The organism is Devosia sp., assembly GCF_028290625.1.
Taxonomy (GTDB): Bacteria; Pseudomonadota; Alphaproteobacteria; order Rhizobiales; family Devosiaceae; genus Devosia.
The window spans coordinates 70,324-96,680 of sequence record NZ_JAQGJM010000044.1; the positions used below are offsets into that span (position 1 = coordinate 70,324).

The 26,357-nt window shown below is 61.1% G+C and carries 27 protein-coding genes and 1 tRNA gene; 15 read left to right on the forward strand and 13 right to left on the reverse strand.

Features of this window, described 5'->3' with window-relative positions:
• Nucleotides 1-6: 6 nt before the first annotated feature.
• Genes JWR51_RS23080 through JWR51_RS23090 form a run of 3 tightly spaced genes read right to left on the reverse strand, consistent with a single transcriptional unit; the run spans nucleotide 7 to nucleotide 4,536 of the window.
• Nucleotides 7-1,194 carry a patatin-like phospholipase family protein gene (locus tag JWR51_RS23080; protein WP_299753331.1) on the reverse strand — a complete coding sequence of 396 codons (1,188 nt, stop codon included), beginning with the start codon at nucleotides 1,192-1,194 and terminating at the stop codon, nucleotides 7-9.
• A complete protein-coding gene (locus tag JWR51_RS23085) occupies nucleotides 1,187-3,406 on the reverse strand; it encodes a ThiF family adenylyltransferase (protein WP_299753332.1) in 2,220 nt (739 codons plus the stop codon). Before JWR51_RS23085 ends, JWR51_RS23080 begins: the two co-directional genes overlap by 8 nt.
• A gap of 2 nt (nucleotides 3,407-3,408) precedes the next feature.
• Entirely contained in the window at nucleotides 3,409-4,536 is a 1,128-nt protein-coding gene (locus JWR51_RS23090) for a hypothetical protein (protein WP_299753334.1), read from the reverse strand.
• Between the two features lie 139 nt (nucleotides 4,537-4,675).
• On the opposite strand from JWR51_RS23090, the gene JWR51_RS23095 reads away from it, so the two are divergent.
• From JWR51_RS23095 to JWR51_RS23110, 4 genes are all read left to right on the forward strand, one after another.
• Nucleotides 4,676-4,996 (forward strand): helix-turn-helix domain-containing protein, encoded by a 321-nt coding sequence (locus tag JWR51_RS23095; RefSeq protein ID WP_299753336.1) that lies wholly within the window; start codon nucleotides 4,676-4,678, stop codon nucleotides 4,994-4,996.
• Between the two features lie 86 nt (nucleotides 4,997-5,082).
• On the forward strand, nucleotides 5,083-5,859 hold the full coding sequence (locus JWR51_RS23100) for an ImmA/IrrE family metallo-endopeptidase (protein WP_299753337.1): 777 nt from the start codon (nucleotides 5,083-5,085) through the stop codon (nucleotides 5,857-5,859).
• Nucleotides 5,860-5,934: 75 nt separating this feature from the next.
• On the forward strand, nucleotides 5,935-6,483 hold the full coding sequence (locus JWR51_RS23105) for a deoxynucleoside kinase (RefSeq protein WP_299753379.1): 549 nt from the start codon (nucleotides 5,935-5,937) through the stop codon (nucleotides 6,481-6,483).
• The gene (locus tag JWR51_RS23110) at nucleotides 6,483-7,337 is read left to right on the forward strand and encodes a hypothetical protein (protein WP_299753339.1); all 855 of its coding nucleotides are present in this window, start codon (nucleotides 6,483-6,485) and stop codon (nucleotides 7,335-7,337) included. Before JWR51_RS23105 ends, JWR51_RS23110 begins: the two co-directional genes overlap by 1 nt.
• Nucleotides 7,338-7,995: 658 nt before the next feature.
• Here JWR51_RS23110 and JWR51_RS23115 read toward each other — a convergent pair.
• From JWR51_RS23115 to JWR51_RS23155, 9 genes are all read right to left on the reverse strand, one after another.
• Entirely contained in the window at nucleotides 7,996-8,463 is a 468-nt protein-coding gene (locus tag JWR51_RS23115; RefSeq protein ID WP_299753341.1) for a PTS sugar transporter subunit IIA, read from the reverse strand.
• A gap of 14 nt (nucleotides 8,464-8,477) precedes the next feature.
• The gene (locus tag JWR51_RS23120) at nucleotides 8,478-9,206 is read right to left on the reverse strand and encodes a response regulator transcription factor (protein WP_299753343.1); all 729 of its coding nucleotides are present in this window, start codon (nucleotides 9,204-9,206) and stop codon (nucleotides 8,478-8,480) included.
• On the reverse strand, nucleotides 9,203-11,908 hold the full coding sequence (locus JWR51_RS23125; protein WP_299753345.1) for a sensor histidine kinase KdpD: 2,706 nt from the start codon (nucleotides 11,906-11,908) through the stop codon (nucleotides 9,203-9,205). Before JWR51_RS23125 ends, JWR51_RS23120 begins: the two co-directional genes overlap by 4 nt.
• Before the next feature lie 58 nt (nucleotides 11,909-11,966).
• On the reverse strand, nucleotides 11,967-12,536 hold the full coding sequence (gene kdpC, locus JWR51_RS23130) for a potassium-transporting ATPase subunit KdpC (RefSeq protein ID WP_299753347.1): 570 nt from the start codon (nucleotides 12,534-12,536) through the stop codon (nucleotides 11,967-11,969).
• 72 nt (nucleotides 12,537-12,608) lie between these two features.
• The gene (gene kdpB, locus JWR51_RS23135; protein ID WP_299753349.1) at nucleotides 12,609-14,681 is read right to left on the reverse strand and encodes a potassium-transporting ATPase subunit KdpB; all 2,073 of its coding nucleotides are present in this window, start codon (nucleotides 14,679-14,681) and stop codon (nucleotides 12,609-12,611) included.
• 133 nt (nucleotides 14,682-14,814) lie between these two features.
• Nucleotides 14,815-16,518 carry a potassium-transporting ATPase subunit KdpA gene (kdpA, locus tag JWR51_RS23140; RefSeq protein WP_299753351.1) on the reverse strand — a complete coding sequence of 568 codons (1,704 nt, stop codon included), beginning with the start codon at nucleotides 16,516-16,518 and terminating at the stop codon, nucleotides 14,815-14,817.
• Nucleotides 16,519-16,541: 23 nt separating this feature from the next.
• Complete coding sequence (gene kdpF / locus JWR51_RS23145) at nucleotides 16,542-16,631, reverse strand: K(+)-transporting ATPase subunit F (protein ID WP_299725096.1); 90 nt, start codon at nucleotides 16,629-16,631, stop codon at nucleotides 16,542-16,544.
• Between the two features lie 358 nt (nucleotides 16,632-16,989).
• Nucleotides 16,990-17,214, reverse strand: coding sequence for a hypothetical protein (locus tag JWR51_RS23150; protein ID WP_299753353.1), 225 nt, complete (start codon nucleotides 17,212-17,214; stop codon nucleotides 16,990-16,992).
• A gap of 93 nt (nucleotides 17,215-17,307) precedes the next feature.
• Nucleotides 17,308-17,523 carry a hypothetical protein gene (locus JWR51_RS23155; RefSeq protein WP_299753355.1) on the reverse strand — a complete coding sequence of 72 codons (216 nt, stop codon included), beginning with the start codon at nucleotides 17,521-17,523 and terminating at the stop codon, nucleotides 17,308-17,310.
• Nucleotides 17,524-17,796: 273 nt separating this feature from the next.
• On the opposite strand from JWR51_RS23155, the gene JWR51_RS23160 reads away from it, so the two are divergent.
• The 3 genes from JWR51_RS23160 to JWR51_RS23170 all read left to right on the forward strand — a co-directional run bounded on the left by JWR51_RS23160 (nucleotide 17,797) and on the right by JWR51_RS23170 (nucleotide 19,441).
• Nucleotides 17,797-18,564, forward strand: a complete 768-nt coding sequence (locus tag JWR51_RS23160; protein WP_299753357.1) for a fumarylacetoacetate hydrolase family protein — start codon at nucleotides 17,797-17,799, stop codon at nucleotides 18,562-18,564.
• 174 nt (nucleotides 18,565-18,738) lie between these two features.
• Entirely contained in the window at nucleotides 18,739-19,224 is a 486-nt protein-coding gene (locus JWR51_RS23165) for a CAP domain-containing protein (protein WP_299753359.1), read from the forward strand.
• Nucleotides 19,214-19,441, forward strand: a complete 228-nt coding sequence (locus JWR51_RS23170) for a sulfurtransferase TusA family protein (RefSeq protein ID WP_299753361.1) — start codon at nucleotides 19,214-19,216, stop codon at nucleotides 19,439-19,441. Before JWR51_RS23165 ends, JWR51_RS23170 begins: the two co-directional genes overlap by 11 nt.
• On the opposite strand, the gene JWR51_RS23175 is transcribed toward JWR51_RS23170, so the two are convergent.
• Nucleotides 19,438-20,604 carry a D-alanyl-D-alanine carboxypeptidase family protein gene (locus JWR51_RS23175; protein ID WP_299753363.1) on the reverse strand — a complete coding sequence of 389 codons (1,167 nt, stop codon included), beginning with the start codon at nucleotides 20,602-20,604 and terminating at the stop codon, nucleotides 19,438-19,440. The two genes, JWR51_RS23170 and JWR51_RS23175, sit on opposite strands and share 4 nt — an antisense overlap.
• A gap of 167 nt (nucleotides 20,605-20,771) precedes the next feature.
• Here JWR51_RS23175 and JWR51_RS23180 point away from each other — a divergent pair, with 167 nt between their 5' ends.
• From JWR51_RS23180 to JWR51_RS23215, 8 genes are all read left to right on the forward strand, one after another.
• Nucleotides 20,772-21,341, forward strand: coding sequence for a DJ-1/PfpI family protein (locus JWR51_RS23180; protein ID WP_299753365.1), 570 nt, complete (start codon nucleotides 20,772-20,774; stop codon nucleotides 21,339-21,341).
• A gap of 168 nt (nucleotides 21,342-21,509) precedes the next feature.
• Nucleotides 21,510-21,926 carry a helix-turn-helix domain-containing protein gene (locus JWR51_RS23185; RefSeq protein ID WP_299725112.1) on the forward strand — a complete coding sequence of 139 codons (417 nt, stop codon included), beginning with the start codon at nucleotides 21,510-21,512 and terminating at the stop codon, nucleotides 21,924-21,926.
• A gap of 3 nt (nucleotides 21,927-21,929) precedes the next feature.
• Nucleotides 21,930-22,721, forward strand: coding sequence for an aminoglycoside 3-N-acetyltransferase (gene aac(3), locus JWR51_RS23190; RefSeq protein WP_299753367.1), 792 nt, complete (start codon nucleotides 21,930-21,932; stop codon nucleotides 22,719-22,721).
• 107 nt (nucleotides 22,722-22,828) lie between these two features.
• Nucleotides 22,829-23,557 (forward strand): AzlC family ABC transporter permease, encoded by a 729-nt coding sequence (locus JWR51_RS23195; RefSeq protein ID WP_299753369.1) that lies wholly within the window; start codon nucleotides 22,829-22,831, stop codon nucleotides 23,555-23,557.
• Nucleotides 23,541-23,849, forward strand: a complete 309-nt coding sequence (locus tag JWR51_RS23200) for an AzlD domain-containing protein (RefSeq protein ID WP_299753371.1) — start codon at nucleotides 23,541-23,543, stop codon at nucleotides 23,847-23,849. The genes JWR51_RS23195 and JWR51_RS23200 overlap by 17 nt, the downstream gene beginning before the upstream one ends.
• Nucleotides 23,850-23,923: 74 nt before the next feature.
• The gene (locus JWR51_RS23205; protein WP_299753373.1) at nucleotides 23,924-24,541 is read left to right on the forward strand and encodes a hypothetical protein; all 618 of its coding nucleotides are present in this window, start codon (nucleotides 23,924-23,926) and stop codon (nucleotides 24,539-24,541) included.
• Between the two features lie 75 nt (nucleotides 24,542-24,616).
• A tRNA-Leu gene (locus JWR51_RS23210) sits at nucleotides 24,617-24,700 on the forward strand.
• Between the two features lie 131 nt (nucleotides 24,701-24,831).
• Nucleotides 24,832-25,518, forward strand: coding sequence for an outer membrane protein (locus JWR51_RS23215; RefSeq protein ID WP_299753375.1), 687 nt, complete (start codon nucleotides 24,832-24,834; stop codon nucleotides 25,516-25,518).
• Nucleotides 25,519-26,357 lie beyond the last annotated feature (839 nt).

Below are 26,357 nucleotides of genomic sequence, written 5' to 3' on the forward strand. Positions count from 1 at the left end.
ACGTGTTTAAGCAGCGTCCCACATAAAGCTTTGGTCAAATTCGCTACCAGCATGAGCTGCGAGTGATGCATCTGACACCTCAAAGCCATGTCGGACTATTCTCTCGAACTCCAAGGGGGAAAGCCGGTTCAGCGCGGTGGGATGCGCGACGGCAACGGAAGCTTCCTGGTCAGTCTGAAACCTATGATATTCATCGTGTTGCCGGACACGCCCTGACTTGAGGTCGATATCGCGTACGGAGTTGCCCATCCGCACTATTAGGCCACGCACCTCACCTCTTGAGAATTCGCGCATCAGCATGCGCGACCTGAGACTTCTCACCTGGTCGCCCATCAAGTCGAACAACCTCGGGGTAACGAGATTGCCCCGCAGGAGATTGGCCAGAAACCCTCGTGCCGGGGGGCCTAGTACGCCTGAGGCGTCACTACAGATCAGGAAGTCCCAGTCCGGCGATTGACGTCCGACCTTGACTAGCACTTCCAGACCAAGATTGTCGTAAGCACCCCCGTCCCAGATAGGCAAGGTCGTCAGCGTCTGGGTCACCGATTGAACAGGCTTCCCGGTCGCAGGATCCGTCTGATACCAGCCCCCGGCAGGCACCGGGAGATGTAGGGCACCGATGGCATAGGGAACTGCGGCAGACGCTGCGGCTGCGTCAGCAATAAGCACGTCAGGCGAATAGTGCCGGCCAAACTTCCAGTCGCCCATTTCGCCCTTACTAAAGCGCCAGTTCTTGCCACTTCGTATCGACGCTGCATTGATCCACCACTTGGGCGTAGCAGGCAGATCCGCGAGCTTGCCGGTTATGCCCCACACGGTTCGCAGCCTATCTGCCAAAATGTGCGCGCGACGATTTATCAGCCTCGCATTGTACCGGATCAATGAGCGGGGCGACACTAATGCTGCGATGCTAAACAAGTCGGTCTTGGTAAACTTGGTCCGAAGTGCGGGGTACACAGTCTGCTCATACTCGACAGAGCTCGGCCACCGGTTACCGTTCTCAGAAAAAACTGCAGCGATTGCCAAGCTGCCACCCGAAACCGTAGAAACAGCGGAGACATTCTCCAACAGACCTTGGCGGGCCAGTCGAAGCAGCAGCCCAAGGTGAAAGCATGCAGCACGCGTGCCACCCCCGGAAAGGGCTAGCCCAAGACGGAGGGTCTCTGCGCCTTCCATAACGCGGATCTCATCCATTCTCGATTGTTCCGATCAGATGCCGGGCGTCGTTCTCGCCGACGATGAACATCACGCCCGGCATGCCGTCAGCTGCCATCGTCGTGCTTAGCCAAGCCAACTGCTGCATGTCGATCCCGCTGGGCTGGCTTGAACTGCCTCTAGGGTGGGAATGCCATTCGCCCACATATCTCACCTGAGATGCGGAACGTTCAACGGCTTTCTCGACCACTTGGCGCAGTCCCACAGTCCCGCGTATGAATTCGGTCGGTGCTTCCTTACTATCGTTAGGAGCCGGCAGCGCCGCCACCAAGTCGATCCTCTTGGCCGCAGCGTCCACGATACCAAGCAGCGCTCCTCCGGTTTCATTGGGCAACCTCGATGACCTTATGTCGACCAATTCCCTAGATAGTGACCCTGGCATACGGACGGTCCAATCGAGAGCATGATCGATGGTACCATCCACAGCGGACGTGATCGTCGTGACGCTTCCTTCAGCATCCAAAGTCCAAATTTTGACTGTGGCATGCGGGTCTGCTAGGGCGGAACTCAGACCACCGGCCACCAGACCGGAAAGAACCTGTACTCGCGATGCGGGAATACGGCTTGTGAGCATCCTACAGGCCCCTGTGTAGCGGATCGTCTTGCCGTCGACCAAATGTTCGGCAAGGGCTGGCTCAGTTTGAATTGTCCGATGGTAGATCGCTTCCAGGAACCTCAGATCGAACCTGCGCTCGCTGTCCTCGACCAACATCACAGCAGCGGTCCCGGTCGGGTTGAAGAATATCGATGACCGCCTCGCTGGGCTTTGAAGATCGCTAAGACGTCTGGCGACTGCAACTGATGCCGACGCGTCAATAATGACATTCGCCGAGTTGATCTCGACAGTAGCTGCCTCCGACATTTTGCTCAGAAAGTTTTCGTCGCAACCATTAACGATCATGTCGGGCCGGATCGACTTCAGCCGTCTCCCTAGAGCATCGACCTTCGGACTGCTGACTTGCGCCGACGTCAGCGTGTGGCGAGCGAGGTTATGAGGAAGCAATGTATCGTCGTCGAGCACGGTCCACTCATCGAACGCGCCTTCTCTGACCAATGATTCAGCAACAGATGACCCTATGGCCCCGGCGCCAATAACTAAGACCTTGCCCGTCAGTGCGGTGGCGCGCCCGGATACAAGTCTCGCTAATATCGTATCGAACGCTGAGTGGACCAAGCAACCTACGACCTCGCAATCCGCGAGCTTGACCTCGCCGTGGACAAAACGTGGGTGGTACCCCGTTGCTTCATCTTCTCCCTTGATAAAGGTGCCAAGACAAACACCTATGTCACCAATCATCTGTTCTGCCGGTATAAAGCCGACCACGTCGACTCCCTCGACCTTGCCTGTGACAGGATTGATGAGCGGCATGCGCAGCAAAACGCAAGGGCGTGAACGGAAGATCGCATCGCGACGCTGGTCGTCGCTATACCAACCGTTGATCCTTTTCTTCAGATCTTCCACCAGGTCCACGCCACGTGGAAGAAGCTCTGCAGCAAGGTCCGCAAGCGTTCTAGGGGACTGTCTCATCCGCGACATCGTTTCAGCCGCAAGATCGTAGGCAAGGACAGTTATCGCTAGCCCTTGACGCTTTCCATCCGGAGGAAGCAGCGTCAATATCTTTTCTCTACCGGCGTGCGCCGGATATCCACTCAGCTCAACGGGCTCATCCGCAGTGCCGGACCATGCGGAACGCGGCATTATCAACTCATAGCCTGACTGGAGTGAAAAGAACGGCTCAAGCGGCTGTGCGGCGTCGTGTAGTTCGCCGCGGGACGCCTTACGAAACCATTGAAGCGTCCGGTACCCGAGTTCCGCCGCTGTATAGGTGGTCTTCGCTTCTGCCCAAGGCCTGTCGTCCACGCAAATGCCAAACGGCATTCCCATGGGCATTCTAGACTGGTGCGGCGTATCCGGAAAATCATCACGGAGAGCCAGCACCAACGGCGGGAAATCTTCGTGGAAAAAGAGGATCGCGATCGTCTCTTCCCGTTTGATATCCGTTACGGGGCGCTGTGGACGCTCCGTTTGAATGACGCCAACAATCAGTTCGAATCCGTTTGAACTTCGGGCTTCCAAAAGCTGATAGACCCCGCCCGCGCTGTCATTCACGTAGTCCACGAAGCTAGCGGCCAGCGAATGCGTCAGTGACCCGAGATCAACAATGGCATGGGCGTCGATCCACGGGTGCATTTTTAGCCGCCCCTCACCGGAGTAGATATTGCCTGGTTTGTGGACCCAGAACTGATGAAGCTGATGGATGCACCATACGGGGTGATATCGACGCGAAATGGCTTCGGGCGGATGTGATCGGGGGTCTCCATGGTTACCTTGAACTCACCCCCCCGCTCCCGGACGATACGCTTGTGGTGGTTCGCAGCTTGCCTATGCGGAGGCTGTACGTCATCGTCCTCTGCAGATCCTAGCCGAGGAATAGGCTTGCTCGGCGACACGATGATGCAGCCATCGCGCGACTGATCCTCAAAAAGCCACTTGGTTTCCTCGACGGATTCGGTTTCGTCCTCGCCGATTTCGGGACCGATGGACTTGTATGAGCAGTGGTGGAAAAGCTTTAGCACGTCCCATTCGAGACGATGCTCGTTCCCATGCTTCTTCGACGTCTTGACGATCTCACAGAGAGTTCCGTACTCGACGTCCGACCCAAGCAGCGCCTTGGTCTCTACGCCGTCTTCGTTAAACGTGACATGGAGGACCACAGAGTCCTTGTTGCGATCTTCCAGGCCGCGCTCGTCCGTGCGCCAAGCGAAAGGACAATGGACAAAGAACTCAGCCTTTGCCGACCCTTGCGTGCTGAAACCAGGAACGAGGGTGCCAGCATCCACGATGCAGTGCTTGCGGCTTTCCAAGGTCAAACCGTTGGCAGCCAAGAAGCTTACAAGCAGCTCGGGCCGGGAGAACACCTTGATACCGCTGCCCTGTAGCAGACGATATCGGGCCTCCCTGCGGATAGCCGCCGCGTTACCCGTCAGGTTCGTCTCCGTGATCGCCCCGGCGGGGACCCAGAGCTCATCGATCTTAGGACGGCCCTTACCCTGATACAGTTGCGAATGCTGCAGCCAAAAGAAGTCGCTCGCACCGCAGATATGATCATTGTCCAGATGGGTGAAACAGACGACCGCAAAATCTAGCTTTCCGGCCTCGCTCATCTCCTTCCTCAACGCTGCCGGCAGATCGCAACGTCCGTCGAACTGGTCACTCGGATCCCGCATGTCTGCATAGTCCAGCAGCACCAACTGGTTGTCCGCGAGTCTGATAAGCGTGGTATCGGCGTTGCCGAGAGGAAAGAAGGTAAGCCTGGTCATCGATAAATTCCTACATGTTGAAGTAGCGGTCCATTAAGTGCGTCTAGTCCGAACATATGAAGGCGCTTGATGCGCCTGTCAAGGGTGCTATGGTGCGCCTAGAGCGAACTTTTTGATTTGCCACATCCCGGAGACGATAATGACAGCCCCGTTCGGCGAACGCATTCGCGCGCTACGCAAGAAGAAGGGCCTGACCCTCGACCAGCTTGCCGCATTGACCGAGTCCAGCAAGAGCTACATATGGGAACTCGAAAACAAGAATCCCCCTCGGCCTTCCGCCGAAAAGATAGCGAAGATTGCTGCGGCTTTAGACGTTACTGGCGATTATCTGATGGGTGCCGATGATGCCGACTTGCAAACGGCTGAGGATAAGGCATTCTTTCGCAAGTACAATCAGATGACGCCAGACGCCAGGGCAAGGTTACGCAAGCTGGCAAAGGCTCTCGACGAGGATGACTGATGGGGCCGGAAGGTTGGGCAATCCTTCTTACTAAAATTTTGGACGCTCGGGACGGCAACGGACCCGAGCGTTATCCTGTAGACGTTGTGAAACTGGCCCTGGAGTATTCCGCCCAGCGGTTCCCGGAGACCCCCATTAAACGGGTCGATGCGGATGATCTTGATGGATTCGAAGGTGCATTGGTTCCAGGAGAGAAACGCCCAACGGCCTGGGGTATACTCTATAACAACAACCAACGACCTGAACGGGCGCGCTTCACCGTCGCCCATGAACTTGGCCACTACCTTCTTCATCGGGAAGAATACCCCGATGGGTTTTGGTGCGGCGAGGACGTAGTGTCGCGCAGAGAAGGCGAAGGCGTCGAAAAGGAAGCCGACACTTTTGCTGCATACCTGCTCATGCCGCTGCATGATTTCAGGGCCCGCATTCATCCGGATGCCAAGCCAACAATCGATGACTTGAGCGACTGTGCTATAAGGTATGGTGTGTCGTTGACGGCAGCGGTCTTGCGTTGGCTCGAGTACACGAACCGCCGCTCGCTTTTCATAGTCTCCAACGACGACTATGCGATCTGGGCCAAGGCAAGCGGCCCCGCTTTTCGGTCAGGGCGCTTCATTCGCACGCGAAACACCATGTACGAACTGCCACCAGCATCACTGGTCCGAACCCGCCCAGACGATCTGGACATGAAGGTCGGCGTCAAGCAGCCTGCCGGCGTTTGGTTCGATGAGCCGGCTGAGGAAATGTGTGTCACCTCAACGCGACATGAGCTGGACATGACCCTGCTGCACCTGGGAACGGATTCGGCCAGGACCTGGCATCAGGATGCCGACGCCGCGGATGTCTTCGATCGTATGTCGTGAGGTTCGCGCGATGACTTATCACCCTCTACTATTTGTGAGATCGCCGAATTCAACCGACAGGTGCAGCCGTTGATAGTGTGGCTATCTGGCCCAACCGGGGCAGGGAAGAGTTCGTTGGCAGAGGTGTTGGGGAGCCGCGGTTGGGGTGTGGTTTCGGAATTTATCGACCCGGACATTTTCGCCGGGTTTTCCGCTGATCCCCATCGGTATTGTGCGGCCCTGCAGGCATCCATAATGCGTTCTCGAGGTTCTCAATGGGCCGCGATGAACGATTTCAGGAATGTGGTTTTCGACCGAAGTGTCGGAGAGGACTTCCATGTTTTTTGCCAGCTGCACTCGTCGTCTGGCTTGCTGTCCGCTGATGCTATGGATGACCTGCGTGCAATCAGTGAAGATGTTTCTGCAAACACGCCGGAGCCCGACTTGATACTATACCTCAACCCAGGCGATGCGGTGCTGGAAGGAAGGGTTACATCTGGGCATCCATCCGCGATAACGGACACTTTAGCATCGCAGATTTCGCTTTATGAGAAATGGATACTTAGTCGACAGGATAGCATCGTCCGAATCGACAATTCCCGATGCAAGATGGATGCAATGACCGCGTTTTTGGAGTGCATGTAATGCTGAGTATCTGGCAGCGCCGGTCAGTTTTTGCCCTGTTTATGGTTGCAACCGCAGCACTTTTTGGGCTCGAGGGCTATCTCATCTGGTCGATGATTAATGGCTTCTCCCAAGGGGCCGCCGTTTCAACGGTGATCAATACGGGAGTGCTTGCCGGTTGCGGACTTATCTTCAAGAAGATGGTAGAGCAAAATTTCCTTAATCGGGAAGTCCTTCCGATCGATAGACTGCACCGAATGACAACGGAACGCAGCGCGATTGTCGATCAATCACTGAAGGGGCAATCCCACTTCGAAATTACGAAGTCATTGATAACCAATACCTTGCAGTTTGCCGAACAGACATTGTCTGGCTGGGTACCTGGCACACATCTTGAGTTCTGCGTGTTTATCGACGCGGAGCAGCCTTTGCTCTTCAGCTACTACGATTCCCAGCATGACACAGTGGCAAGGAGCATGGCATCCCGCAAAACCAACCCGAAATTCTATGTGGAGAAAGGCTATGAGGTGACGAAATTGCTCCGCGCACCCTCCTCTCATCCAACTATCATCCCCGACACTCACGCAGGTCAGTCTTCATACCAGTTCACTACCGATGAACAGCGCCGGCAGATAAGATCCACACTGCTTCTTTCACTGGATTTGGAAGCCCCTATAGCCATGGTAGTTTCCAGTAATGAGAAAAATGCATTCGATCGCGACAACAAGGAACTCATGTCGTTCTTGAGGTACGTGGGCTCGATGATCCGTTGCGACCTGATGCACGGAAATTTTGTGGCGGAGGTCAGGCAGCATAACCCAGGGATTTTTCTAGAGGCGGGCGGTCCAGTAGTAGATGCTTTGCCAGCGACTTGAGGGCGTTGATTGGTTTGAGGGGATGTTCAGATGTCGGATACGATCCTGTGGAGAACAGACAGAAGAAAGTACGATCCGCACTGTGTGATAGAGTCTGAAGGAGATCACCTGCAGACGCTTGATGGGGCACACCTACAGACGGAAATCCTACTAAGGCAGCTCATGGGCGATGTGCGATCTAGAGCTCTGTACGCTTGGGCTGATGAGGGATGGGCACGCCGCGCATGGCAACACGAACCACATAAGTTTCTGTATCGATTGAGTGTCGAACGAGCGCACATTCTCCATCGCGGAGATGTCAACCACTACACCGACATTGGCAAAGCGCTAAGCGCCGGCCAGTCTGCAAACAAGTCGCTGGATGACTATATCAAATCGAATGAATCAGACCGTGCTAGGTACCCTACTGCTCGAATGGAAGTCCTAGTGACAGAGGCCGTCGTTCTGGAGCGTTTTGAACATTAATAAGCAGAACCCGTCTGGGGTCCGCGGAAGACGCGGAGACTGGCCATAGAGTTACCGACTCAGAAATCTTTGTTTCGGCGCGAAATCGACTCAGAATTCTTTGGCAAACCGATTCAAGATTTTTTGGTGGACTACGTGATATCAATGGCTTAGCCGACTCAGGTATTCATGGTCCCGACACCCGGGACAAGGATCAGCCGGGAGACTGCGCGCAGTACGCCGCGGCGATCGCTTCGTAGAGCGCCCCCGCGTCGGGGACCGCGCGGATGAGCGTCCTGGTTTCCTCCGAGCGCAGAATTCGCGCAGCAGTCGACAGCAGCTTCAGGCCGGCAGCCCGATCGCTTGCCGGGATCAACAGCACGAACACAATGTCGACCTTGCCCTCATCGATGGCATCGAAGTCGACGGGACGCGCCAGCCTCGCCAACAACCCCATGGGCCTGGCAAGGCCGTCAACGGTGGCGTGGGGGATGGCGATCCCCTGCCCCATGCCCGTCGATCCCAACTGCTCGCGATTGTTGAGAGCGGTGAAAATGACATTGGCATCGACGCCAGACCACGCGGCGGCCTTGGTGGACAGCGCTTCGAGAACGCTTTGCTTGGACGGAGCTGCGAGATCGACAAGCAGATGCTCGGGCGTCAAAAATTCAGAAATCGGCATGTTTGGCGCCTGGCTCACAATATAGCATCCGTAGCACGCGGCGGCGGAACCTCGTCGGCCTCCCGAAGGCGATAACCTACCCCGGTCTCAGTCATGATATAATGTGGCATATCGGGCGTCTGTTCGATTTTCTGGCGGAGTTGGCGGACATAGACGCGCAGATATTGCACATCGGTGGAACCGCTCCAGACCTGGTTCAGCAGATGCTGGTGGGTCAGGACCTTGCCGGCATGCTGCACCAGGATGCGCAGAATGTCATACTCCTTGGGCGACAGCTTCACCTCCTTGCCCGCCACCCTCACGATGCGCTTGACCAGATCGACGCTGAGCTCGCCAGTCTGGAACAATGCCCGCTCGCCCTGCTGCTGCAACCTGTGGCGCAGGGCCACTCGAATGCGCGCCACCAGTTCCTTGGTGCCGAACGGTTTGGTGACATAGTCGTCGGCGCCCAATTCGAGCGCCTTGACGATCCCCGCCTCATCGGTCCGGCTCGACAGGATCAGGATCGGCAAGTCGAACAACTCGTTGCGCCATTTGGCCAACAGGTCATGGCCCTGGATGTCGGGCAGGCCAAGATCGAGCAAGATCAGGTCGGGGCGCGTTTGCGCCAGCAATTCGATCGCCTCCCTGCCGCTCCCGGCTTCAAGGATTGTGTAGCCTTCGGTGCCCAGCCCCACCCGCAGCAGCTTGCGGATCGGCGGCTCGTCGTCCACCACCAGTATCTTTATCGTGGATGACGTCATGGCAGTTCTTCCAGTTTGCGCGTGTCGGTCGGAACCGGCAGCCTGATGGTGAAAATGGCCCCCGACCGGTCGGCCCGGTTCGACGCCACGATCGTGCCGCCCATCGCCTCGACAAAACCGCGGCAGATGGAGAGCCCGAGCCCGGTTCCCGCCCGGATATGGTCGGATTTGCGTACCCGGTAGAAGCTGTTGAAGATGCGGTCGAGATCGTCCGGCGGAATGCCGGGCCCCTCGTCGATGATTTGCAGCACCGCGGAGCCATTATCGGTCCAGCCCACGATCTGAATGGTTGACCCCTCCGGCGCGTATTTGGCGGCGTTATCCAGTAGGTTGAACAGCACCTGCTCGAACAGCACCGGATCGAGCCGCAGCATCGGCAGGTCGGGCCGCAGGTCGACATGGGTCAGATGCTGCGCGGTGATTTTGGCCGCGCGCCGCAGGGCCGTGCCGACGATATCGCCGACAAAGTACAGCGCGAAGTTCGGCGCCATGGCGCCCGATTCGAGCCGCGTCATATCCAGCAGGTTGGCGATGAAGCGATTGAGGCGCTCGGACTCGTCGATGACCGACGTCAATAATTCAACGCGGTCCGCCTCCGGAATGGAGGTGGAATAATCGCGCAAGGTGCCGGCCGCACCCATGATCGAGGCGAGCGGGGTCTTGAGGTCGTGCGAGATCGAGGTGAGCAAAGCCGAGCGCAGCCGGTCTGCCTCGGCGGCAAGCTTGGCCCGGTCGACATCGGCGACCAGTTGAATGCGTTCGATGGCCAGCGCCGCCTGGTCGATCAGCGCATCCAGCAGTCGCTGCTGCTCGGGCGTCAACAGCGGCCCCTGCTTGTCATTGTCGAGACCGACGACGCCGACGGGACTACGACCGGTGCGCAGCGGCAGATAGAGCCGCTTGGCGCCCGGCAGCGTGTCGGCCCCGCGCCCGGCGGGGTGATTGTTGTCCCAGGCCCAGTTCGCGGCCGCGATATCGGCGTCCACCAGGCTATCATCGGGAGGATAACCCGCCTTGACGCTGAGCGTGCCCCCCTCGGGCAGCAACAGCACCACGCGCAATTTCAGCATCGAGGCGATCTGAAAGGCGGTGGCCCACAGTACGTCATCCAGCGTGCCGGTGCCGGCCAGTTTCTTGCTGAACAGATAGAGGTCTTCCGTCGTCCGGGCGCGCTGGCGGGCCGCCGATGCCTGCCGCTGCACCCGCGACGCCAGGTTACTGGCCACCACCGCCACGCCGAAGAAAAATCCCAGCGCGATGACGCTTTCGGGATCGCTGACATTGAGCGTGTAGAGCGGCGCCAGGAAAAAGAAATTGAACGCCAGCGCGCCGAGCACCGATGCCAGGAGAGCCGGGCGCAGCCCCCCGACAATGGCCGAGGCCAGCACCGCCATCAGGAACGCCGGAGCCACATTGGTGACATTGAGCCCGCGATTGAGCAGCAGGCTAAAACCCAGCGCCACACCCACACAGGCGATGCTGAACAGATAGGCTTTGACCTGGTAGCGCCGGGGCTCGGCAAGCACCACGCCCCGCGGCCTCGTGATGGCATCCTGCTCGCTGCCCGCGATGACATGCACGCTGATATCGCCCGCCAGCCGGATCAGCTCATGCGAGACCGAGCCCTGGAAATACTCCCGCCACCGGGCCTTGCGCGGCTTGCCGATAACGATATGGGTGACATTGTTGGCGTTGGCATAGCGCACGATTTCGGTGGCAACATCCTGCCCCGGCAGGGTGATCGCCTCCCCACCGAGCTGTTCGGCAAGCCGCAGGGTCGCGGCCAGCCGATCCTTGTCCTCCTCCGACATCGTGGTGATGCGCGCTGTCTCGACATGCAGCGCCAGCCACGGCGCCCGCAACCGCTCCGCCTGCCGGCGCGCATAGCGCACCAGCGAGGGGGCACGCGGATCCTCATCGATACACACCACCACCCGCTCGCCTGCGCCCCATGGCCCAGGAATGGCGTGCGAACGCATATGGGTGAGCAACTGATCGTCCACCCGCTGGGCAGTGCGGCGCAGCGCCAATTCGCGCAGCGCCGTCAGATTGCCGGGCGAGAAATAGTTCTCGACCGCGCGCTTGGCCGTGGTCGGCAGATAGACCTTGCCGTCATGCAGCCGCTTGATCAGGTCCTGCGGCGTGACGTCGATGATCTCGATGTCGTCGGCCCGATCGACGATGGAATCGGGCACCGTCTCGCGCACGCGGATGCCGGTAATCTGGGCGACCACGTCGTTGAGGCTTTCCACGTGCTGGATATTGAGCGTCGTATAGACATCGATACCGGCTGCCAGGATTTCCTCGACATCGAGATAGCGCTTGGTATGGCGGCTCCCCGGCGCATTGGTGTGCGCCAGCTCATCCACCAGCACGAGGTCGGGACGGCGGGCCAGGATGGCGTCGATATCCATCTCGTCGAGGCTTTGCCCGCGATAGTCCACGCTGGCGCGCGGTACGATCTCGAAGCCAGTGACCAGCGCCTCGGTCTCTTTGCGTCCGTGCGTTTCCACCACGCCGATGACGGCGTCGACGCCATCCGCCAGCTTGGCGCGACCGGACATCAGCATTTCATAGGTCTTGCCTACACCGGGCGCCGCACCCAGGAAGATCTTGAAGCGCCCGCGCGTTTCCAGGTCGGCGCCTTCCAGCAACGCATCGGGAGACGGCCTTCCATCGGAATTGCGGTTGTCGTCGAGCATTGACCTGTTCTTTTCTTGGTCGTCTGGGTCCGGGCGCCGAGGTCCGGACCCTATAGTGTCACTTCAACGAAGCGCTATCGAGAGCCAGGTTCAGTTCGAGCACGTTGACTACGGGTTCGCCCATGAAGCCCAGCAGCGGGCCCTCGACATGCTGATCGACTAGGGTCTGGATGGTGGCCTCATCCACGCCACGGGCCTGGGCGACGCGCTTGACCTGGAAAGCAGCGGCTTCGGGCGAGATATGCGGATCAAGCCCGCTCGCCGAGGTCGTGACCAGGTCGATAGGGATCGTCCCATCGGGATTCTCGGCCTTGAGCGCCGCCACATCGGTGGTGACGCGCTCGATCAGCGCCTTGCTGGTCGGCCCCAGATTGGAGCCACTTGAGGCGGCGGCGTTGTAGCCATCGCCCGCCGCAGACGGCCGGCCATGGAAGTATTGCGGCTGGGTGAACTCCTGCCCGATCAATTCGGAGCCGATCACCTGCCCGTCCTGTTCGATCAGGCTGCCCTGGGCCTGGCGCGGAAAGATGGCCTGGGCGAGACCCGTCATGCCCAAAGGATAGATAAGGCCGGTGATGATGGTCAGGATGACGATCATGAAGATCGCAGGCCGGATTTGCTTAAGCATCGGATTTGTCCCGAAATGTCGGCCGCTTGTGGCGAGCCGGAGCGTTAGATGGTGTGGCCACCGGCCTCATCGCTAGATGAGGCCAATGGAGGTGATGGTCAGGTCGATGGCCTTGATGGCGATGAAGGGCACGATGACGCCGCCGAGCCCGTAGATGAGCAGGTTGCGGCCAAGCAATGCCCCGGCGCCGACGGGGCGATATTTGACGCCCCGCAGCGACAGTGGGATCAGCGCCACGATGATCAGCGCATTGAAGATGATGGCCGACAGGATCGCGCTTTGCGGGCTGTGCAGCCCCATGATGTTGAGCCCGGACAATTGCGGATAGAAGGCCAGGAACATCGCCGGGATAATGGCGAAATACTTGGCGATGTCGTTGGCGATCGAGAACGTGGTCAGCGCCCCACGCGTCATCAGCAACTGCTTGCCGATGCCGACGATTTCGATGAGCTTGGTCGGATCGCTGTCGAGATCGACCATGTTGCCCGCTTCGCGCGCCGCCACGGTGCCGGTATTCATCGCGACACCGACATCGGCCTGCGCCAAAGCGGGAGCGTCATTGGTGCCATCGCCGCACATGGCCACGAGCTTGCCCTTGGCCTGCTCCTCGCGGATCAGCGCCAGCTTGTTCTCCGGCGTTGCTTGGGCCAGGAAATCGTCCACCCCCGCTTCAGCGGCAATCGCCGCCGCGGTCATCGGATTGTCGCCGGTGATCATCACCGTACGAATGCCCATGCGGCGCAGTTCGGCAAAGCGCTCCTTGATGCCGCCCTTGACGATGTCCTTGAGGTGGACGACGCCCAGCAGCTTGCCGTCGCGCACTACGGCCAGCGGCGTGCCGCCCGATTTGGCGATCTGGTCGGCAATCGCCTGCAGGTCGGCAATGGTCTGGCTGGAGGCTTTTGGGCTGGCGCCGGCAGACGTCGATAGATTGACATAGGCCAGCACCGCATCGACCGCGCCCTTGCGGATCGAGGAGCCTTCGAGATCGACGCCGCTCATCCGCGTCTGGGCGGTGAACGGCACGAAGGTGGCGTGCAGGCTCGCCATGTCGCGCTCGCGGATGCCGTATTTCTCCTTGGCCAGCACCACGATGGACCGCCCTTCGGGCGTTTCGTCGGCCAGCGAAGCGAGTTGGGCGGCATCGGCCAGTTCCTGCTCGGTCACGCCCTTGACGGGACGAAACTCGCTGGCCTGCCGGTTGCCCAGCGTGATCGTGCCAGTCTTGTCGAGCAGCAGCGTATCGACGTCGCCCGCGGCCTCGACCGCACGGCCCGACATGGCCAGCACGTTGAACCGGACCAGGCGATCCATGCCCGCAATGCCGATGGCCGACAGGAGCGCGCCGATGGTGGTGGGGATCAGCGTCACGAACAAAGCCACCAGCACGATCACAGGCACCGCGCCGCCCGCATAGCTGGCAAAGAACGGAATCGTGACCGTTGCCAGCACGAAAATCAGCGTGAGACCGGCCAAGAGGATGTTGAGCGCGATCTCGTTCGGCGTCTTCTGCCGTTCGGCGCCTTCGACCAGCGCAATCATCCGGTCGATAAAGGTCGAGCCCGCGGCAGCGGTGATGCGCACCTTGATCCAGTCGGAGAGCACTTGCGTGCCACCCGTCACCGCCGAGCGGTCGCCACCCGACTCGCGGATCACCGGGGCGGACTCGCCCGTAATGGCTGCTTCATTGACCGAGGCCACGCCTTCGATGACTTCACCATCGGAGGGGATAATGTCACCCGCCTCGACGATAACGACGTCGCCGACCTTGAGGCTATTGCCGGGCACCAGCCGGAACTTGGTACGATCGTCGCCCAACAGCAGCTTGGCTTCGGTTTCGGTGCGAGTCCGACGCAGGGACTCGGCCTGCGCCTTGCCTCGACCCTCGGCAACTGCCTCGGCGAAGTTGGCAAACAGGACAGTGAACCACAGCCAGATCGTCAGTTGGAACGAAAAGCCGAGGTTTTCGCCTCCCGTCACCAGATCTTTGACCAGCAGAACTGTCGTCAAAGCGGAAACCACGGCAACGACGAACATTACCGGGCTTTTGATCAGCGTACGCGGATCCAGTTTCGTGAAGGCGCCGCCCAAGGCGGGGACGAGAATGCGAGGGTCCAGAATGCTCGTTGATTTGGACTGGCTCATGAGAGACTCCAGCGTGGGTGACTGCGGAACGATCTGTCAGATCGCCGCGAGTAATTGGGACAAAAGAACTGCAAGCACCGGTTCGGCCTGCCCCCGCGCCAGATAACCGGCGCGAGGATTGATGAGCCATGGCCTAGAAGGTCTGGCCCGCCAGCATCGCCAGGTGCTCGACGATCGGCCCTAGAGCCAGCGCCGGGAAGAAGGTCAGCCCGCCAACGATGACGATCACGCCCAGCAGTAGTCCGACGAACAGAGTTCCATCTGTCGGCAGCGTGCCACCCGAGGCAGGGACCGTCTTCTTGGCCGCCAAGGCGCCGGCGATGGCCAATGCCGGGATGATGACGAGGAACCGCCCCATCAGCATGCCGATCCCCAGGGTGATGTTGTACCAGGGGGTGTTGGCCGAGAGCCCGCCGAAGGCCGAGCCGTTATTGGCGGCAGCGGACGTGTAGGCGTAGAGGATTTCCGAGAAGCCGTGCGGCCCGGGATTCCAGATCGAGGACACGCCCACCTGCAGCACCGCCGAGAGGGCCGTGAACCCCAGCATGGCCAGCGGCAGGCACAGCACGGCGAGCATCGCCATCTTGACCTCCTTGGCTTCGATCTTCTTGCCCAGGTATTCGGGCGTCCGGCCGACCATCAGGCCCGCCACGAAGATGGCGATGACGATGAACAGGATGATGCCGTAGAAGCCCGCGCCGACGCCGCCGATGATGACTTCGCCGAGCATCATGTTGATCAGCGGGATCATGCCGCCCAGCGCCATGAAGCTGTCATGCATGGCATTGACCGCCCCGCACGAGGCCGCCGTGGTGATGACCGCGAACAGCGCCGACAGCGGAATGCCGAACCGGACCTCCTTGCCCTCCATGTTGCCGCCCTCGAGGCCGAGTGCATGCAGCAGCGGATTGCCGGCCGCTTCGGCCCAATAGCAAACCGCGACGCCCACGATGAACAGCACACCCATGGTGGCAAAGATCGTCCAACCCTGGCGCTGATTACCGACCATACGGCCGAACACGTTGGTCAGAGCGGCGCCGATCGCAAAGATCGACACCATCTGGATCAGGTTGGACAGCGCGCCCGGATTTTCGAATGGATGGGCCGAATTGGCATTGAAGAAGCCGCCGCCATTGGTGCCCAGCATCTTGATCGCCAGTTGCGAGGCCACTGGCCCGACCGCGATGGTCTGCTGGGCGCCCTCGATCGTCGTGGCGTTGACATAGGCACCAAGCGTCTGCGGAACGCCAAGATAGACATAGACCAGCGTCAGCACGATGCAGAGCGGCAGCAGGATGTAGAAGGTGGACCGGGTCATATCGACCCAGAAATTGCCCAGAGAGCTAACCGATTTGCGCGAGAAGCCGCGGATAACCGCCAGCGCGATGGCCATGCCGGTGGCGGCCGAAACGAAGTTCTGAACCGTCAGGCCCGCCATCTGGGTGAGATAGCTCATAGTGGTCTCGCCGCCATAGCTCTGCCAATTGGTATTGGCGACGAAGCTGGTGGCCGTATTGAAGGCGAGCTCGGGGCCAATATCGGCCATGCCTGCGGGATTGAACGGCAGGCTCGCCTGGAAGCGCTGCAGGAAATACAGCACTATGAAACCGGCGAGGTTGAACAACAACATGGCCGCCGCGTAGGTGGTCCAGTGCTGTTCCTCTTTCTCGCTGGTGCCGCTCGCGCGATACAGCAACCGCTCGATGGGGCCGATCACCGGCGACAGCCAGGTGCGATCGCCGTTGTAGACGCGCGTCATGTAACCGCCGAGCGGTTTGACGAGCAAAATGATGATGCCGCAGAATACGGCAATCTGAATCCATCCGATCAGGGTCATGATTGTATCTTTCTCGCCAGCGCTCAGAAGCGCTCAGGCCGAACGAGGGCGTAGACGAGGTAGGCCAGCAGGAACACCGTCACGCCGCCACCCAGAATATAATCGACAAGCATGGTCGCTCTCCCGGTTACAGCTTGTTGCAGGCTGTGACGTAGCCCAGCGCCAGGGCGAAAAACGCCAGCCCTATACCCAAAACGATGATGTCCATGACCGTGTGTCTCCTTGTTGCGTCGCCCCGCCGCCGGTTGGACTGCGAAGGTCGACGCCTCGATTTCGAGTGGAGACTGGACCCGAACCGCATAGGAATTCGAGACGGGGCGGCTGCCTGCTTTATAGGAATTTCATATATGGAATCGCCCTGGCGGGAGGCCCGACATGACGAGGCCCCGGCCTGCCGGGTTGAGCGGCAAGGTCGAGGCCTCGGTTATTTGTCGGCGTATGCAGCCGCCGGCAAAATTGCAAAAGTCAGGACTAGGGCGTGTGGACCCCTTGCGGCCACCGCCGAACCGGGACTGGCTTGAACAGCGGGTCCATGGTCAACACCGCATCATCGGGGGCACAGCATACCGCCCCCGGCGCGTAGCCGCTTTCCGCGACTGCGAAATGGATAGCTGCCGACCGGTCGAAGAAAATGCCGCCGACCAGTCCCTTCACGTCACACACGACCCAGTGGCCCTGCGCGTCCCGACCAATCATGAACCGGCTGTCGCGCGAGGCAGGATGTGTGAGCCGAAATGCTTCGCCCATAGGAATAGGCCTTTTCTTCTTTGTTGATCTTGATGCGAATGTTCAGACGAACCAGGCGAAGGTGCCGACCAGCGCCAGGATCACGACGATGACCGCACCCATCCGCCACAGCGCGCCGACGTCATCATCATGGGCTGCCGAAAGGACAGCGGCGCGGGCCTCGGACCTCTGGTTGTTGTGCTCCTGGAGCTGGGCTGCACGCATGCGGGCCTGTGCGGCTTCCACGGCGATGTAGCTCATGCCAAAACGGGAATACATTGCTGATCATCCTTTCTACCGATCATGCTGGGCAGGCGCGGCTCTGGGCGCGGCGCATCATGCGTGTTGGCCACTTCGAGCGCACCGGTTGGTCCCAGGCACAACAGGAAGATAGAAGGGTCCGCATAGCTTTTCGATTGGAGCCAAACCGCCACGATATAAAAACGTCATAGTAATTTTCGGCGCGGCCATAAATACGCCGCCTATAGGGGCATTTTTATTTGACTTCTGGCTGCCGCGGCGTCTGTTTCCGCGCCGCTGGAGGTCACTATCATGCACGCAAATTCACTCGACGATCTTGCCATTGCCTTGGCGCGGAACCGCGCATCGGGAACCGTATCTGGGCTGGCCTTCGCCGGCATCGTGTCGCGGTTGGACGCCGATGAAGTCCAGCTCGCAGCGCTCGACGCCTATAATAGCGACCTCAAAGGCCATGCCATGGCCGGCACGACGCCGGCTTGCCAGAGCATATTGGGGCTGCACGCGCCGATCTTTGGCCCCATTGCCAGTCGCGATTTCTTCAACGAGCCAGGCCACGTCCACCTGCCACAGGGCATTATCGGCGCCCAATGCGAGCTGGCCTTCACCATCGGCAACAGTTTCCCGCTTAAGGGCGACGAGATCGATCGCGAGAGCATCGCTGAGACTATCGTCGCCTGCCGGCCGACGATCGGGCTGCTTGGCCGCCGGGCATTTGGCGCGCCGCATAGCGATATCATTGCCATTGCGGATTTTGGCCTGCAGGTCGCCACCATTTGCGGACCAGCAATTCGAGTCGATTGGGACGGCCTGGATCAGGTCCAGATGACCGCCCGCATCAACGGCGAGATCGTTGTCACCGCCAAGGGCAGCGCCATTCTGGGCCACCCGCTTGAAGCTGTGGCGCTGCTGGCGCGCGAACTGGCCAGCCAGGGCAAGCAGATCAATGCCGGCGAGGTGGTGACCACCGGTTCATGGTCGCCGATCCTGCAGGTCCTGCCCGGGCAGACCCTGTCGGTCGAATTCGAAACGATCGGCAAGGTGTCCTGCACATTCGACTGAGGCGTCATGGAACCGCCGCAGTGAGACGGTTAGTCACATCGGGCTTGAGGGCGGCAATTTAGTAAAATTGTCAAAATATTTAGGATTTGAACGCTCTTTCCTAAGTTTGGGATCGCGTTCAATCAGCGTCTAGGCCGCCCCCCTGCCCCCTTATGTCAGTGCAAGGATTTGCCAGTGTCCGTTTTGTCGTTTTCCAGATCAGCCGCCGCGCCAGTCCTGGCCATTGCTCTCGCCACGACGCTGGCCGCCTGCAGCATGGGGGGCGGTGGCGGCACCAGCATTGCGCTGGCTCCGGGCCTGTCGGCCCGCATGGACCAGCCCAACACCTCGCTCGATCGCGCCCAGGCCGTCGGCATGGTCAATGCCTACCGCGCCACCCAAGGCCTGCCGGCGCTGGCGCCCGATAGCGGCCTCGACGGCACGGCCCAGGCACTGGTCAACCAATATGCCTTGACCGGCGTTGCGCCCAAGACGCCCGGCGGCGTCACCATGAAGCTGAGCGCCGGCTACGCCACCTTTGCGGAAACCTTCTCGGGCTGGCGCAACAATCCCGCCGACGCCGCCGGTATGACCGCCAATGCCACGAAGGCCGGCGTCGCCGCCGCCTTCAACGCCGACAGCAGCTATGGGGTCTACTGGGTGCTCGTCCTTGGCAACTGAGCCGAACCTGGTCGACGCGCGGGGGCTCAAATGCCCCCTGCCCGTCCTCAAGATGGAAAAGCGCCTTGAGGCGCTAGAAGCCGGCACCACCCTCGTGGTGCTGGCCACGGATCCGATCGCCAGGATCGATATTCCGCTCTATTGCCGCCAAAACGGCCATGCCTGCGCCATGACGCAGGATGGCGAAACTATGCGTTTCACCATCGTTAAAGCCTAGTTCGTAAAATTCGGTCGTGTCCGCGGGAATGGCACGCTGTTATCCGCTGGCAATCCGAGACGCAAATCGGCGGTCACGCCAACGTCCTCGGCGACAGCCACCGGGAACGTGGCGGTGTGGGGCGGCCGGGGCCGCGGCAGCACGATGCCGGCCCGCACCCGGCCCAGATTGGTGGCCTGATACGAGTTGGCCGCGATCACGTCGTTGAGATAGCTCGGCTGCCCTTTCATCCCCATCGGGAATGCCGCCTCCTGCGCCTTGACGTATACGGCCGCTTCCTTGCCGCAGATTTGCGCGCGCATATTGGCCGGCGCCACATCGGGGCTGTTGACCAGGCCTAACACCGATTGGCCGGTATCGGTGGCCGAACCCGCAAAGCCGCGCAGCACCAGTTCAGCCGCCCGCTCATTGCGATCGCGGCCTGACGACGCGCCCAACACCACGGCCAGCAGCCGGCGGCCATTGCGCTCGACGGTGGCCACCATGTTGAGCCCCGATGCACAGACGAACCCGGTCTTCATGCCGGTCGTGCCCGCAAAGCTGGTCAGCAGCTTGTTCTCGGACTCCAGCACCTTGCCGCCCAATTGCACAGCCTGGGTGCTAAAGATCGGATCATATTGCGGATAGGTCTGGCGGATATAGAGCGCCAGCACCGCCAGGTCCCGCGCCGACATGCGCTGTTCGGGATCATCCAGCCCGTTGGGATTGGCGAAGTGCGTCGCCGTCAGTCCCATGCGGGCCGCGGCGTCGTTCATCTTGACGACGAAGCCGGCCTCGCTGCCGCCCACCGTCTCGGCAATCGCCATGGCGACGTCATTGGCCGACTTGACCAGCATCACATAGAGCGCGTCCTTCATGGTCATCGCGCTATCGACCGGCAGGCCCGACTTGCTGGGCGCCTGGTTGATGGCATGGCGCGACAGCACCACCGGCGTATCCAGCGTGACCGTCCCCTTGGCGATCTCCTCGAAGGTCACATAGGCGGTCATCAGCTTGGTCAACGATGCCGGATGCCAGGGCAGGCCCGCATCGTCGGCATAGAGCACTTCGAGTGTGTCCATATCCACCAGCAGCATCGGATTGGCGCGCGCCAGCCCGAGTATCGAGGACAGACTCACAAACGCCGCAAGGGCAAAAACACAAAGCTGACGGGCAAGCTGCACGAGGATCAGGCTCCGGAATAATCGCAGAAATCGGGCCATCTCTTAGCAGTGGCAGGCCCTAACCTCAATGCGGCAGCCCGACGCTGACAGGGTTTTGAACCCTGCTGACACGATTTGGCGGCCGGCGCGTTTATCCCAGAGGTCAACAACCAAACAGGAGCGCCATCATGACCAAGATCGTTACCATCCTCACACCCGGCTTCGCCGATTGGGAAACCGCCCTGCTCAATGCCGTGTCCCACAGCTATTACAAGATCGACACCCACTTCGCGACCGAGGGCGGCCAAACGGTAACCTCGGCCGGCGGCATGCGCGTCACGCCCGACCTTGCCACCGCCGATATCGACCCGGCCCAGCTCGATGCCCTGGTTGTCTGTGGTGGCGAGGCCTGGGCCAAACCGGGCGCACCGGACCTGTCCGACCTGCTGCGCCGCACCCGCGATGCCGGTAAGACCGTCGCCGGCATTTGCGACGGCACGCTGGCGCTAGCCCGCTCGGGCGTGCTCGACAGCGTCAACCACACCAGCAATTCCACCGACAACCTGACCCCGACCGGCTATGCGGGCGCCAGCCACTACCAGGACCAGCCCATGGCGGTCGTCGACGGCAAAATCGTCACCGCGCCCGGGACGGCGCCCGTCAGCTTCATGGCCGGCGTCATGCAAACGCTCGGGCTCAAGGACGATAACCTCAAATTCTACCTCGGCCTGCACGCCGCCGAGCATAAGGCGGCGTAGCACCCCCACCATTCCCGTGCAGACACCCATCCTGCTTCCGGCCTCCAAGCTCAGGATAGCGTGTCCGCGCGGGAATGCCTCACCAAAGAACATATTTGCCCCCTAGGCACGAATAGGAACCATCACTATATTGGTGTTCAAGTCACTCTTGAACCCAAGGCATCGATCATGTCCCTCAAAGACACTGCCCAGGCTTCCAACTGTACGGCCATGTCCGATGTGCTGAACCGCATCGGCGACAAATGGAGCGTGATGGTGGTGGGCATCCTGTCGCGCAGCGGCACCATCCGCTTCAACGAGCTCAAGCGCTCGATCAACGGCGTCTCCCAGCGCATGCTGACGCTGACGCTGCGCAATCTGGAGCGCGATGGCCTCGTCACCCGCACCATTTATCCCGAAGTGCCGCCGCGCGTCGAATACGGCCTGACCGAACTGGGCAAGACCCTGACCGGCCCGATCAACTCACTCTGGGATTGGTCGGCCGAACATCATGGCTCGATCATCGACGCCCGCAGCATTTACGACGACCGCCAGACCGCTGTCGCCGCCGAAGCCCCACGCAAGATCGCCTACGCGCGAGGCTAGGCCTTGTGGACGCGCCAAGTCCTAGCCGAACACCTCGCCGCGCTTGGCCTCGAACGCGGCGATAGCGTTTTGGCCCATGCCGCCCTGCGCTCGGTCGGCCCCATCCTGGGCGGGCCCGACGCGCTGATCGCAGCCATCGGCGACGTCATCGGCCCGGACGGTACGCTGCTGGCCTACTGCGATTGGCAGGGCGAGGACACCATCCTCGGAGACCCAGGTCTTCGTGCGCATATCCCGCCCTTCGATCCGGCGCGATCCCGTTCCACACGCGACAATGGCGCCTTCCCCGAATTGCTGCGCACCACACCTGGCGCTCGCCGCAGCCGCAATCCTGGCGCCTCAATGGCGGCGCTGGGCGGCCGCGCCGACTGGTTCACCGCCGATCATGCCCTCGATTATGGCTATGGAACGCAATCGCCCCTCAGTAAGCTGGTCGCCGCCAATGGCAAGACCGTGCTGATCGGCGCTCCGCTCGACAAGATGACGCTGCTGCACCATGCCGAGCATCTGGCCGACTTCCCCAACAAGCGCATCCGCCGCTACGAAAGCCCTATGCTGATCAACGGCCAAACCGTCTGGCGCTGGTTCGAAGAATTCGACACGTCCCATTCGCCAGACGGCCTGCCCGAGGACTATTTCGCCGAGATCGTGGAGGCCTTCCTCGCCACCGGAAACGGAAAACGCGGGGCCATCGGCGCCGCTTCCTCGGTTCTGGTCCCGGCTCCCGCCATCGTGGCTTTCGCGGTCGACTGGCTGGAAACTCGGCTCAGGTCAGCGTCGACCGCGCCCGAATAGGATCACGTCCCCTCATCACTAGAGCCGATTGCGCGCATCACCACTTGTCATGGCCCTAGGCGCACTTTCCCGCTGCGCGACGCCGCGCCGGGCGCTAGACAGGACCAATGCAAAATCCCGCCGCCCCCGCCTGGACCGCCGACCATTTCTTCGCTGGCGCCCGCGCCTGCATTCCCGTCGCCATTTCGGTGGCCGCCTACGGGGTGGTCTGGGGCGTGCTGGCCAAGCAAGCCGGCCTCAGCCTGCTTGAAGTCATGCTGATGAGCGGACTGGTGTTTGCCGGCTCCGCCCAGTTCGTGGCGCTCGACCTGTGGACCGCAACTCCCTCCACCCTGCCCATCGGCCCGATTATCCTCGCCACGCTGATCGTCAACCTGCGCTACCTGCTGCTGACCGCCACCATGCGGCCGCTGGTGCGCCCAGGCACCGAAAAGCGCAGCGCCGCCGCCATGTGGCTGCTCAGCGACGAGAACTGGGCGATGACCGTGGGCGAAATGGCCAAGGGCCGCGGCTCCATCGCCTTCCTCGTTGGCGGCGGCACCACGGTCTGGTGTTTTTGGATGGTCGCGACCGTGTTCGGCCGCCTCATCGGCTCCGCCATCGATGACCCCACCAAGTACGGCCTCGACTTCGCCTTTACCGCCACCTTCCTCGCGCTGCTGCTCGGCATGTGGAAGGGCAAAGCCGACCTGCTGCCTTGGCTCGTGGCGGCGCTCGTGGCCATTATCTCGGCCAAGCTCATTCCCGGCAGTTGGTACATCCTGACCGGCGGTATAGCCGGTAGCTTCGCCGGTGCGATTGCAGAAAGGCGGCGTGGCTATGCTCACCAGTCCTGAAGCGCTCCTCGCCATCGCCGGCATGCTGGCGGTCACCGTGGCCATCAAGGCCAGCGGTCTGCTGCTGGCCAATAGGCTGCCCCAGACCGGCTTCATCGCCGCCTGGCTGCGCCACATTCCCGGCGCAGTGCTGGCCTCGCTGGTCGCCCCGGCCGTCGTCACCGGCGGCACCGCCGAGATCTTGGCTGCGGCCGCCACCGCCCTGGTGTTCGTTGTAGCCCGCAACCTGTTCGCCGCCATGGCGACGGGCGTCATCATGGTGTTCCTGCTCCGCATGGCGCTCGGCGGCTGACGGAACATCGCCCAGCCTTGACCGTTCCCCTCACAAGGCCCACCTCTTGGGCCTGAGTTTTGCGGAGCAACATCATGAAAACCATTACCGCATTGTTCGACGATTATGCCGACGCCGCCAAGGCCGTGCGCGCGCTTGAAGCCGCCGGTTTCGGCAGTGACGATGTTTCCCTCGTGGTCAGCACCTACGAGGACGCCGTCGGCGAAACCGTCCCCGATGACGGCATTTCTGCCGAGGGTGCGGGGACTGGCGCCGGTATCGGCGCGCTGCTCGGCGGCGCCGGCGGCCTCTTGGCTGGGCTGGGCGCCCTCGCCATTCCCGGCATCGGCCCGGTGGTCGCCGCGGGCTGGCTGGTCACCACCGCCGTGGGCGCCGTTGCGGGCGCCGCAGTGGGCGGGGCGACCGGCAGTGTCATTGGCGGCTTCACCAGTTCGGGCATTCACGAACAGGACGCCCATGTGTTTGCCGAAGGCGTGCGCCGCGGCGGCAGCGTGGTATCGGTGCGCACCGACGAGAGCCGGCAAGGCGAAGTGCAGGCCATCTTCGCCGCCGCCAACCAGGTCGACATCGCCGAACGCCGGGCCCGCTTCGAGCAGGAAGGCTGGCAATATTTCGACCCCGACGCCGCCCCCTTCGAGCCCGACGAGATTCGCGAGCGTCGCGGCATCGACAATCAGCCCGGCCCGGTCTGACGCGATAAATTCTGCGTCTTCTGCAGTTGCCAGCCTGTTGCGGCGCGGCTTTGCCTGCGCTATGCAACCACTCGTGCCCTCCTGGCGGAATGGTAGACGCGTCTGACTCAAAATCAGATATCGCAAGGTGTGCCGGTTCGAGTCCGGCGGAGGGCACCACTCCACCCAAACAGCTTCCCCAAAATATTGTGATGGCGCCGGCTCGATAACCCGCGTCGTTAACCTTGTTCCTTACCCGTCCGTTAATTTTCGCATTGCATTTTGGCGCCGAAGTACACGCCGAGGTAATCATGATGCGCAAACTCGTTCTGGCCCTGACCAGCACAGCCCTGCTGACCGCCACCGCCCAGGCCGCCGATCTTGGCTGGAACGGCTCCTCGCCGGTCGACAGCATGTATAGCTCCTCCTCCGCCTTCCAGTGGTCCGGCTTCTACGCCGGCGTCAACGGCGGCTATGGTTTCGGCACGCTCAGCCGCGAGCCGTCCGCCGGCGGCGTTGTCACCGAGAGCAATACCAACGGCTGGGGCCTGGGTGCCCAGGCCGGCTACAATGCCGATATGGGTGGCTTCGTACTCGGCGGCGAAGCCGACCTACAATGGTCCTCGATCAGCCATAGCGAAGATCTCGGCGCGGCCGGCACGCTCAAGGCCAGCGTCGATGGCTTCGGCACAGTGCGCGCCCGCGCCGGCATGGCCTTCGACCGCGTCATGCCTTACGTCACCGGAGGCATCGCCTTCGGCAACAGCACCGTCAGCCTGACCGACCCTGCCAATGTGGTCACCTCCCAGACCAATACTCATCTGGGCTGGACCATCGGCGCGGGCCTCGAAGCCGCGGCGACCGATAACATCACCATCAAGGCCGAATATCTCTATGTCGACCTCGGCGCCAAAACCTACACCACCGCTCCCGGCGGCAATATCGACGCCACCCAACGCTTTGGCCTGATCCGCGCCGGCATCAACTACAAGTTCTAGGCGAAATGAGAGGCGGGCGCTTGATGTCGGCGCGTGAATAGTTCGCCCGAGCCAAAGTTGATATCGACGTAAGCAAATGACCTATCCTCAAGGATCGGTCAGCTCACGGAAACACCAAGCTATGCCGAGTGGAGGGGTAATGGTGCCCATATGGGGCGCGTGGCACAGCGGCTGACTGCGCGGAAATATGGGTCGATCTGACGGACAGACGAGGACATATTTCGCCCAAGCCGCGATCCAGAGGACGATAGGCAGAGGCACTTCAATGCTTGGAAAATCAGAAGTGTCCATTGCGGTGCTGATCGACGACGACGTCCGCGAAGCATTGGGTGAATTGCTGGAGTCCTGCTAAGAGGCGATGTCTCGGACACCAAGCTCGCGCAGGAAGGCATATTCACTGCGATCGGTACGAGCACCCAGTTCGCCCTCCTGTGCGCACGCCTCAAACCGGGAAACAGGACCTGCAATTCCTTGAAGCCCTGATAGCCCAAGTGGCGCCTAAAGGTCCTGAAATGGCCCAGCGCCACCAGGTCGACGCTCGCTTTCTGGTCCGCACCCAGCACGACCTGACGGATCGGATGACGGCCCGGTTCGGTCGGTTCCTTGGATGAAGCCCTCCGCACAAAGTGCTGCGCCGTACGTTCCGACCGCAAGACGCTCCCGAAGTGCCACGCCGGGCCGGCCGAACTAAAACTCGGCCCAGTCCTTATCAACCGCCGCATTGCCATGGGTCACGTAGCTCTTGGCCGCCACCCGCAGGCGATCCTGCAGACCCCGCGCGCCCGTTGCCGCTACTGGCGTGGGTGCTGCGACACGGCGCACCGGCGCCTCGTGTTCAT

What these genes read in the sequence shown, in the direction of transcription:
- JWR51_RS23080 (WP_299753331.1), bottom strand. Translation starts at nt 1,194, where the DNA reads ATGGATGAGATCCGCGTTATGGAAGGCGCAGAGACCCTCCGTCTTGGG.
- JWR51_RS23085 (WP_299753332.1), bottom strand. Translation starts at nt 3,406, where the DNA reads ATGCACCCGTGGATCGACGCCCATGCCATTGTTGATCTCGGGTCACTG.
- JWR51_RS23090 (WP_299753334.1), bottom strand. Translation starts at nt 4,536, where the DNA reads ATGACCAGGCTTACCTTCTTTCCTCTCGGCAACGCCGATACCACGCTT.
- JWR51_RS23095 (WP_299753336.1), top strand. Translation starts at nt 4,676, where the DNA reads ATGACAGCCCCGTTCGGCGAACGCATTCGCGCGCTACGCAAGAAGAAG.
- JWR51_RS23110 (WP_299753339.1), top strand. Translation starts at nt 6,483, where the DNA reads ATGCTGAGTATCTGGCAGCGCCGGTCAGTTTTTGCCCTGTTTATGGTT.
- JWR51_RS23115 (WP_299753341.1), bottom strand. Translation starts at nt 8,463, where the DNA reads ATGCCGATTTCTGAATTTTTGACGCCCGAGCATCTGCTTGTCGATCTC.
- JWR51_RS23120 (WP_299753343.1), bottom strand. Translation starts at nt 9,206, where the DNA reads ATGACGTCATCCACGATAAAGATACTGGTGGTGGACGACGAGCCGCCG.
- JWR51_RS23125 (WP_299753345.1), bottom strand. Translation starts at nt 11,908, where the DNA reads ATGCTCGACGACAACCGCAATTCCGATGGAAGGCCGTCTCCCGATGCG.
- kdpC (WP_299753347.1), bottom strand. Translation starts at nt 12,536, where the DNA reads ATGCTTAAGCAAATCCGGCCTGCGATCTTCATGATCGTCATCCTGACC.
- kdpB (WP_299753349.1), bottom strand. Translation starts at nt 14,681, where the DNA reads ATGAGCCAGTCCAAATCAACGAGCATTCTGGACCCTCGCATTCTCGTC.
- kdpA (WP_299753351.1), bottom strand. Translation starts at nt 16,518, where the DNA reads ATGACCCTGATCGGATGGATTCAGATTGCCGTATTCTGCGGCATCATC.
- kdpF (WP_299725096.1), bottom strand. Translation starts at nt 16,631, where the DNA reads ATGCTTGTCGATTATATTCTGGGTGGCGGCGTGACGGTGTTCCTGCTG.
- JWR51_RS23150 (WP_299753353.1), bottom strand. Translation starts at nt 17,214, where the DNA reads ATGATTGGTCGGGACGCGCAGGGCCACTGGGTCGTGTGTGACGTGAAG.
- JWR51_RS23155 (WP_299753355.1), bottom strand. Translation starts at nt 17,523, where the DNA reads ATGTATTCCCGTTTTGGCATGAGCTACATCGCCGTGGAAGCCGCACAG.
- JWR51_RS23160 (WP_299753357.1), top strand. Translation starts at nt 17,797, where the DNA reads ATGCACGCAAATTCACTCGACGATCTTGCCATTGCCTTGGCGCGGAAC.
- JWR51_RS23180 (WP_299753365.1), top strand. Translation starts at nt 20,772, where the DNA reads ATGACCAAGATCGTTACCATCCTCACACCCGGCTTCGCCGATTGGGAA.
- JWR51_RS23185 (WP_299725112.1), top strand. Translation starts at nt 21,510, where the DNA reads ATGTCCCTCAAAGACACTGCCCAGGCTTCCAACTGTACGGCCATGTCC.
- JWR51_RS23195 (WP_299753369.1), top strand. Translation starts at nt 22,829, where the DNA reads ATGCAAAATCCCGCCGCCCCCGCCTGGACCGCCGACCATTTCTTCGCT.
- JWR51_RS23200 (WP_299753371.1), top strand. Translation starts at nt 23,541, where the DNA reads ATGCTCACCAGTCCTGAAGCGCTCCTCGCCATCGCCGGCATGCTGGCG.
- JWR51_RS23205 (WP_299753373.1), top strand. Translation starts at nt 23,924, where the DNA reads ATGAAAACCATTACCGCATTGTTCGACGATTATGCCGACGCCGCCAAG.
- JWR51_RS23215 (WP_299753375.1), top strand. Translation starts at nt 24,832, where the DNA reads ATGATGCGCAAACTCGTTCTGGCCCTGACCAGCACAGCCCTGCTGACC.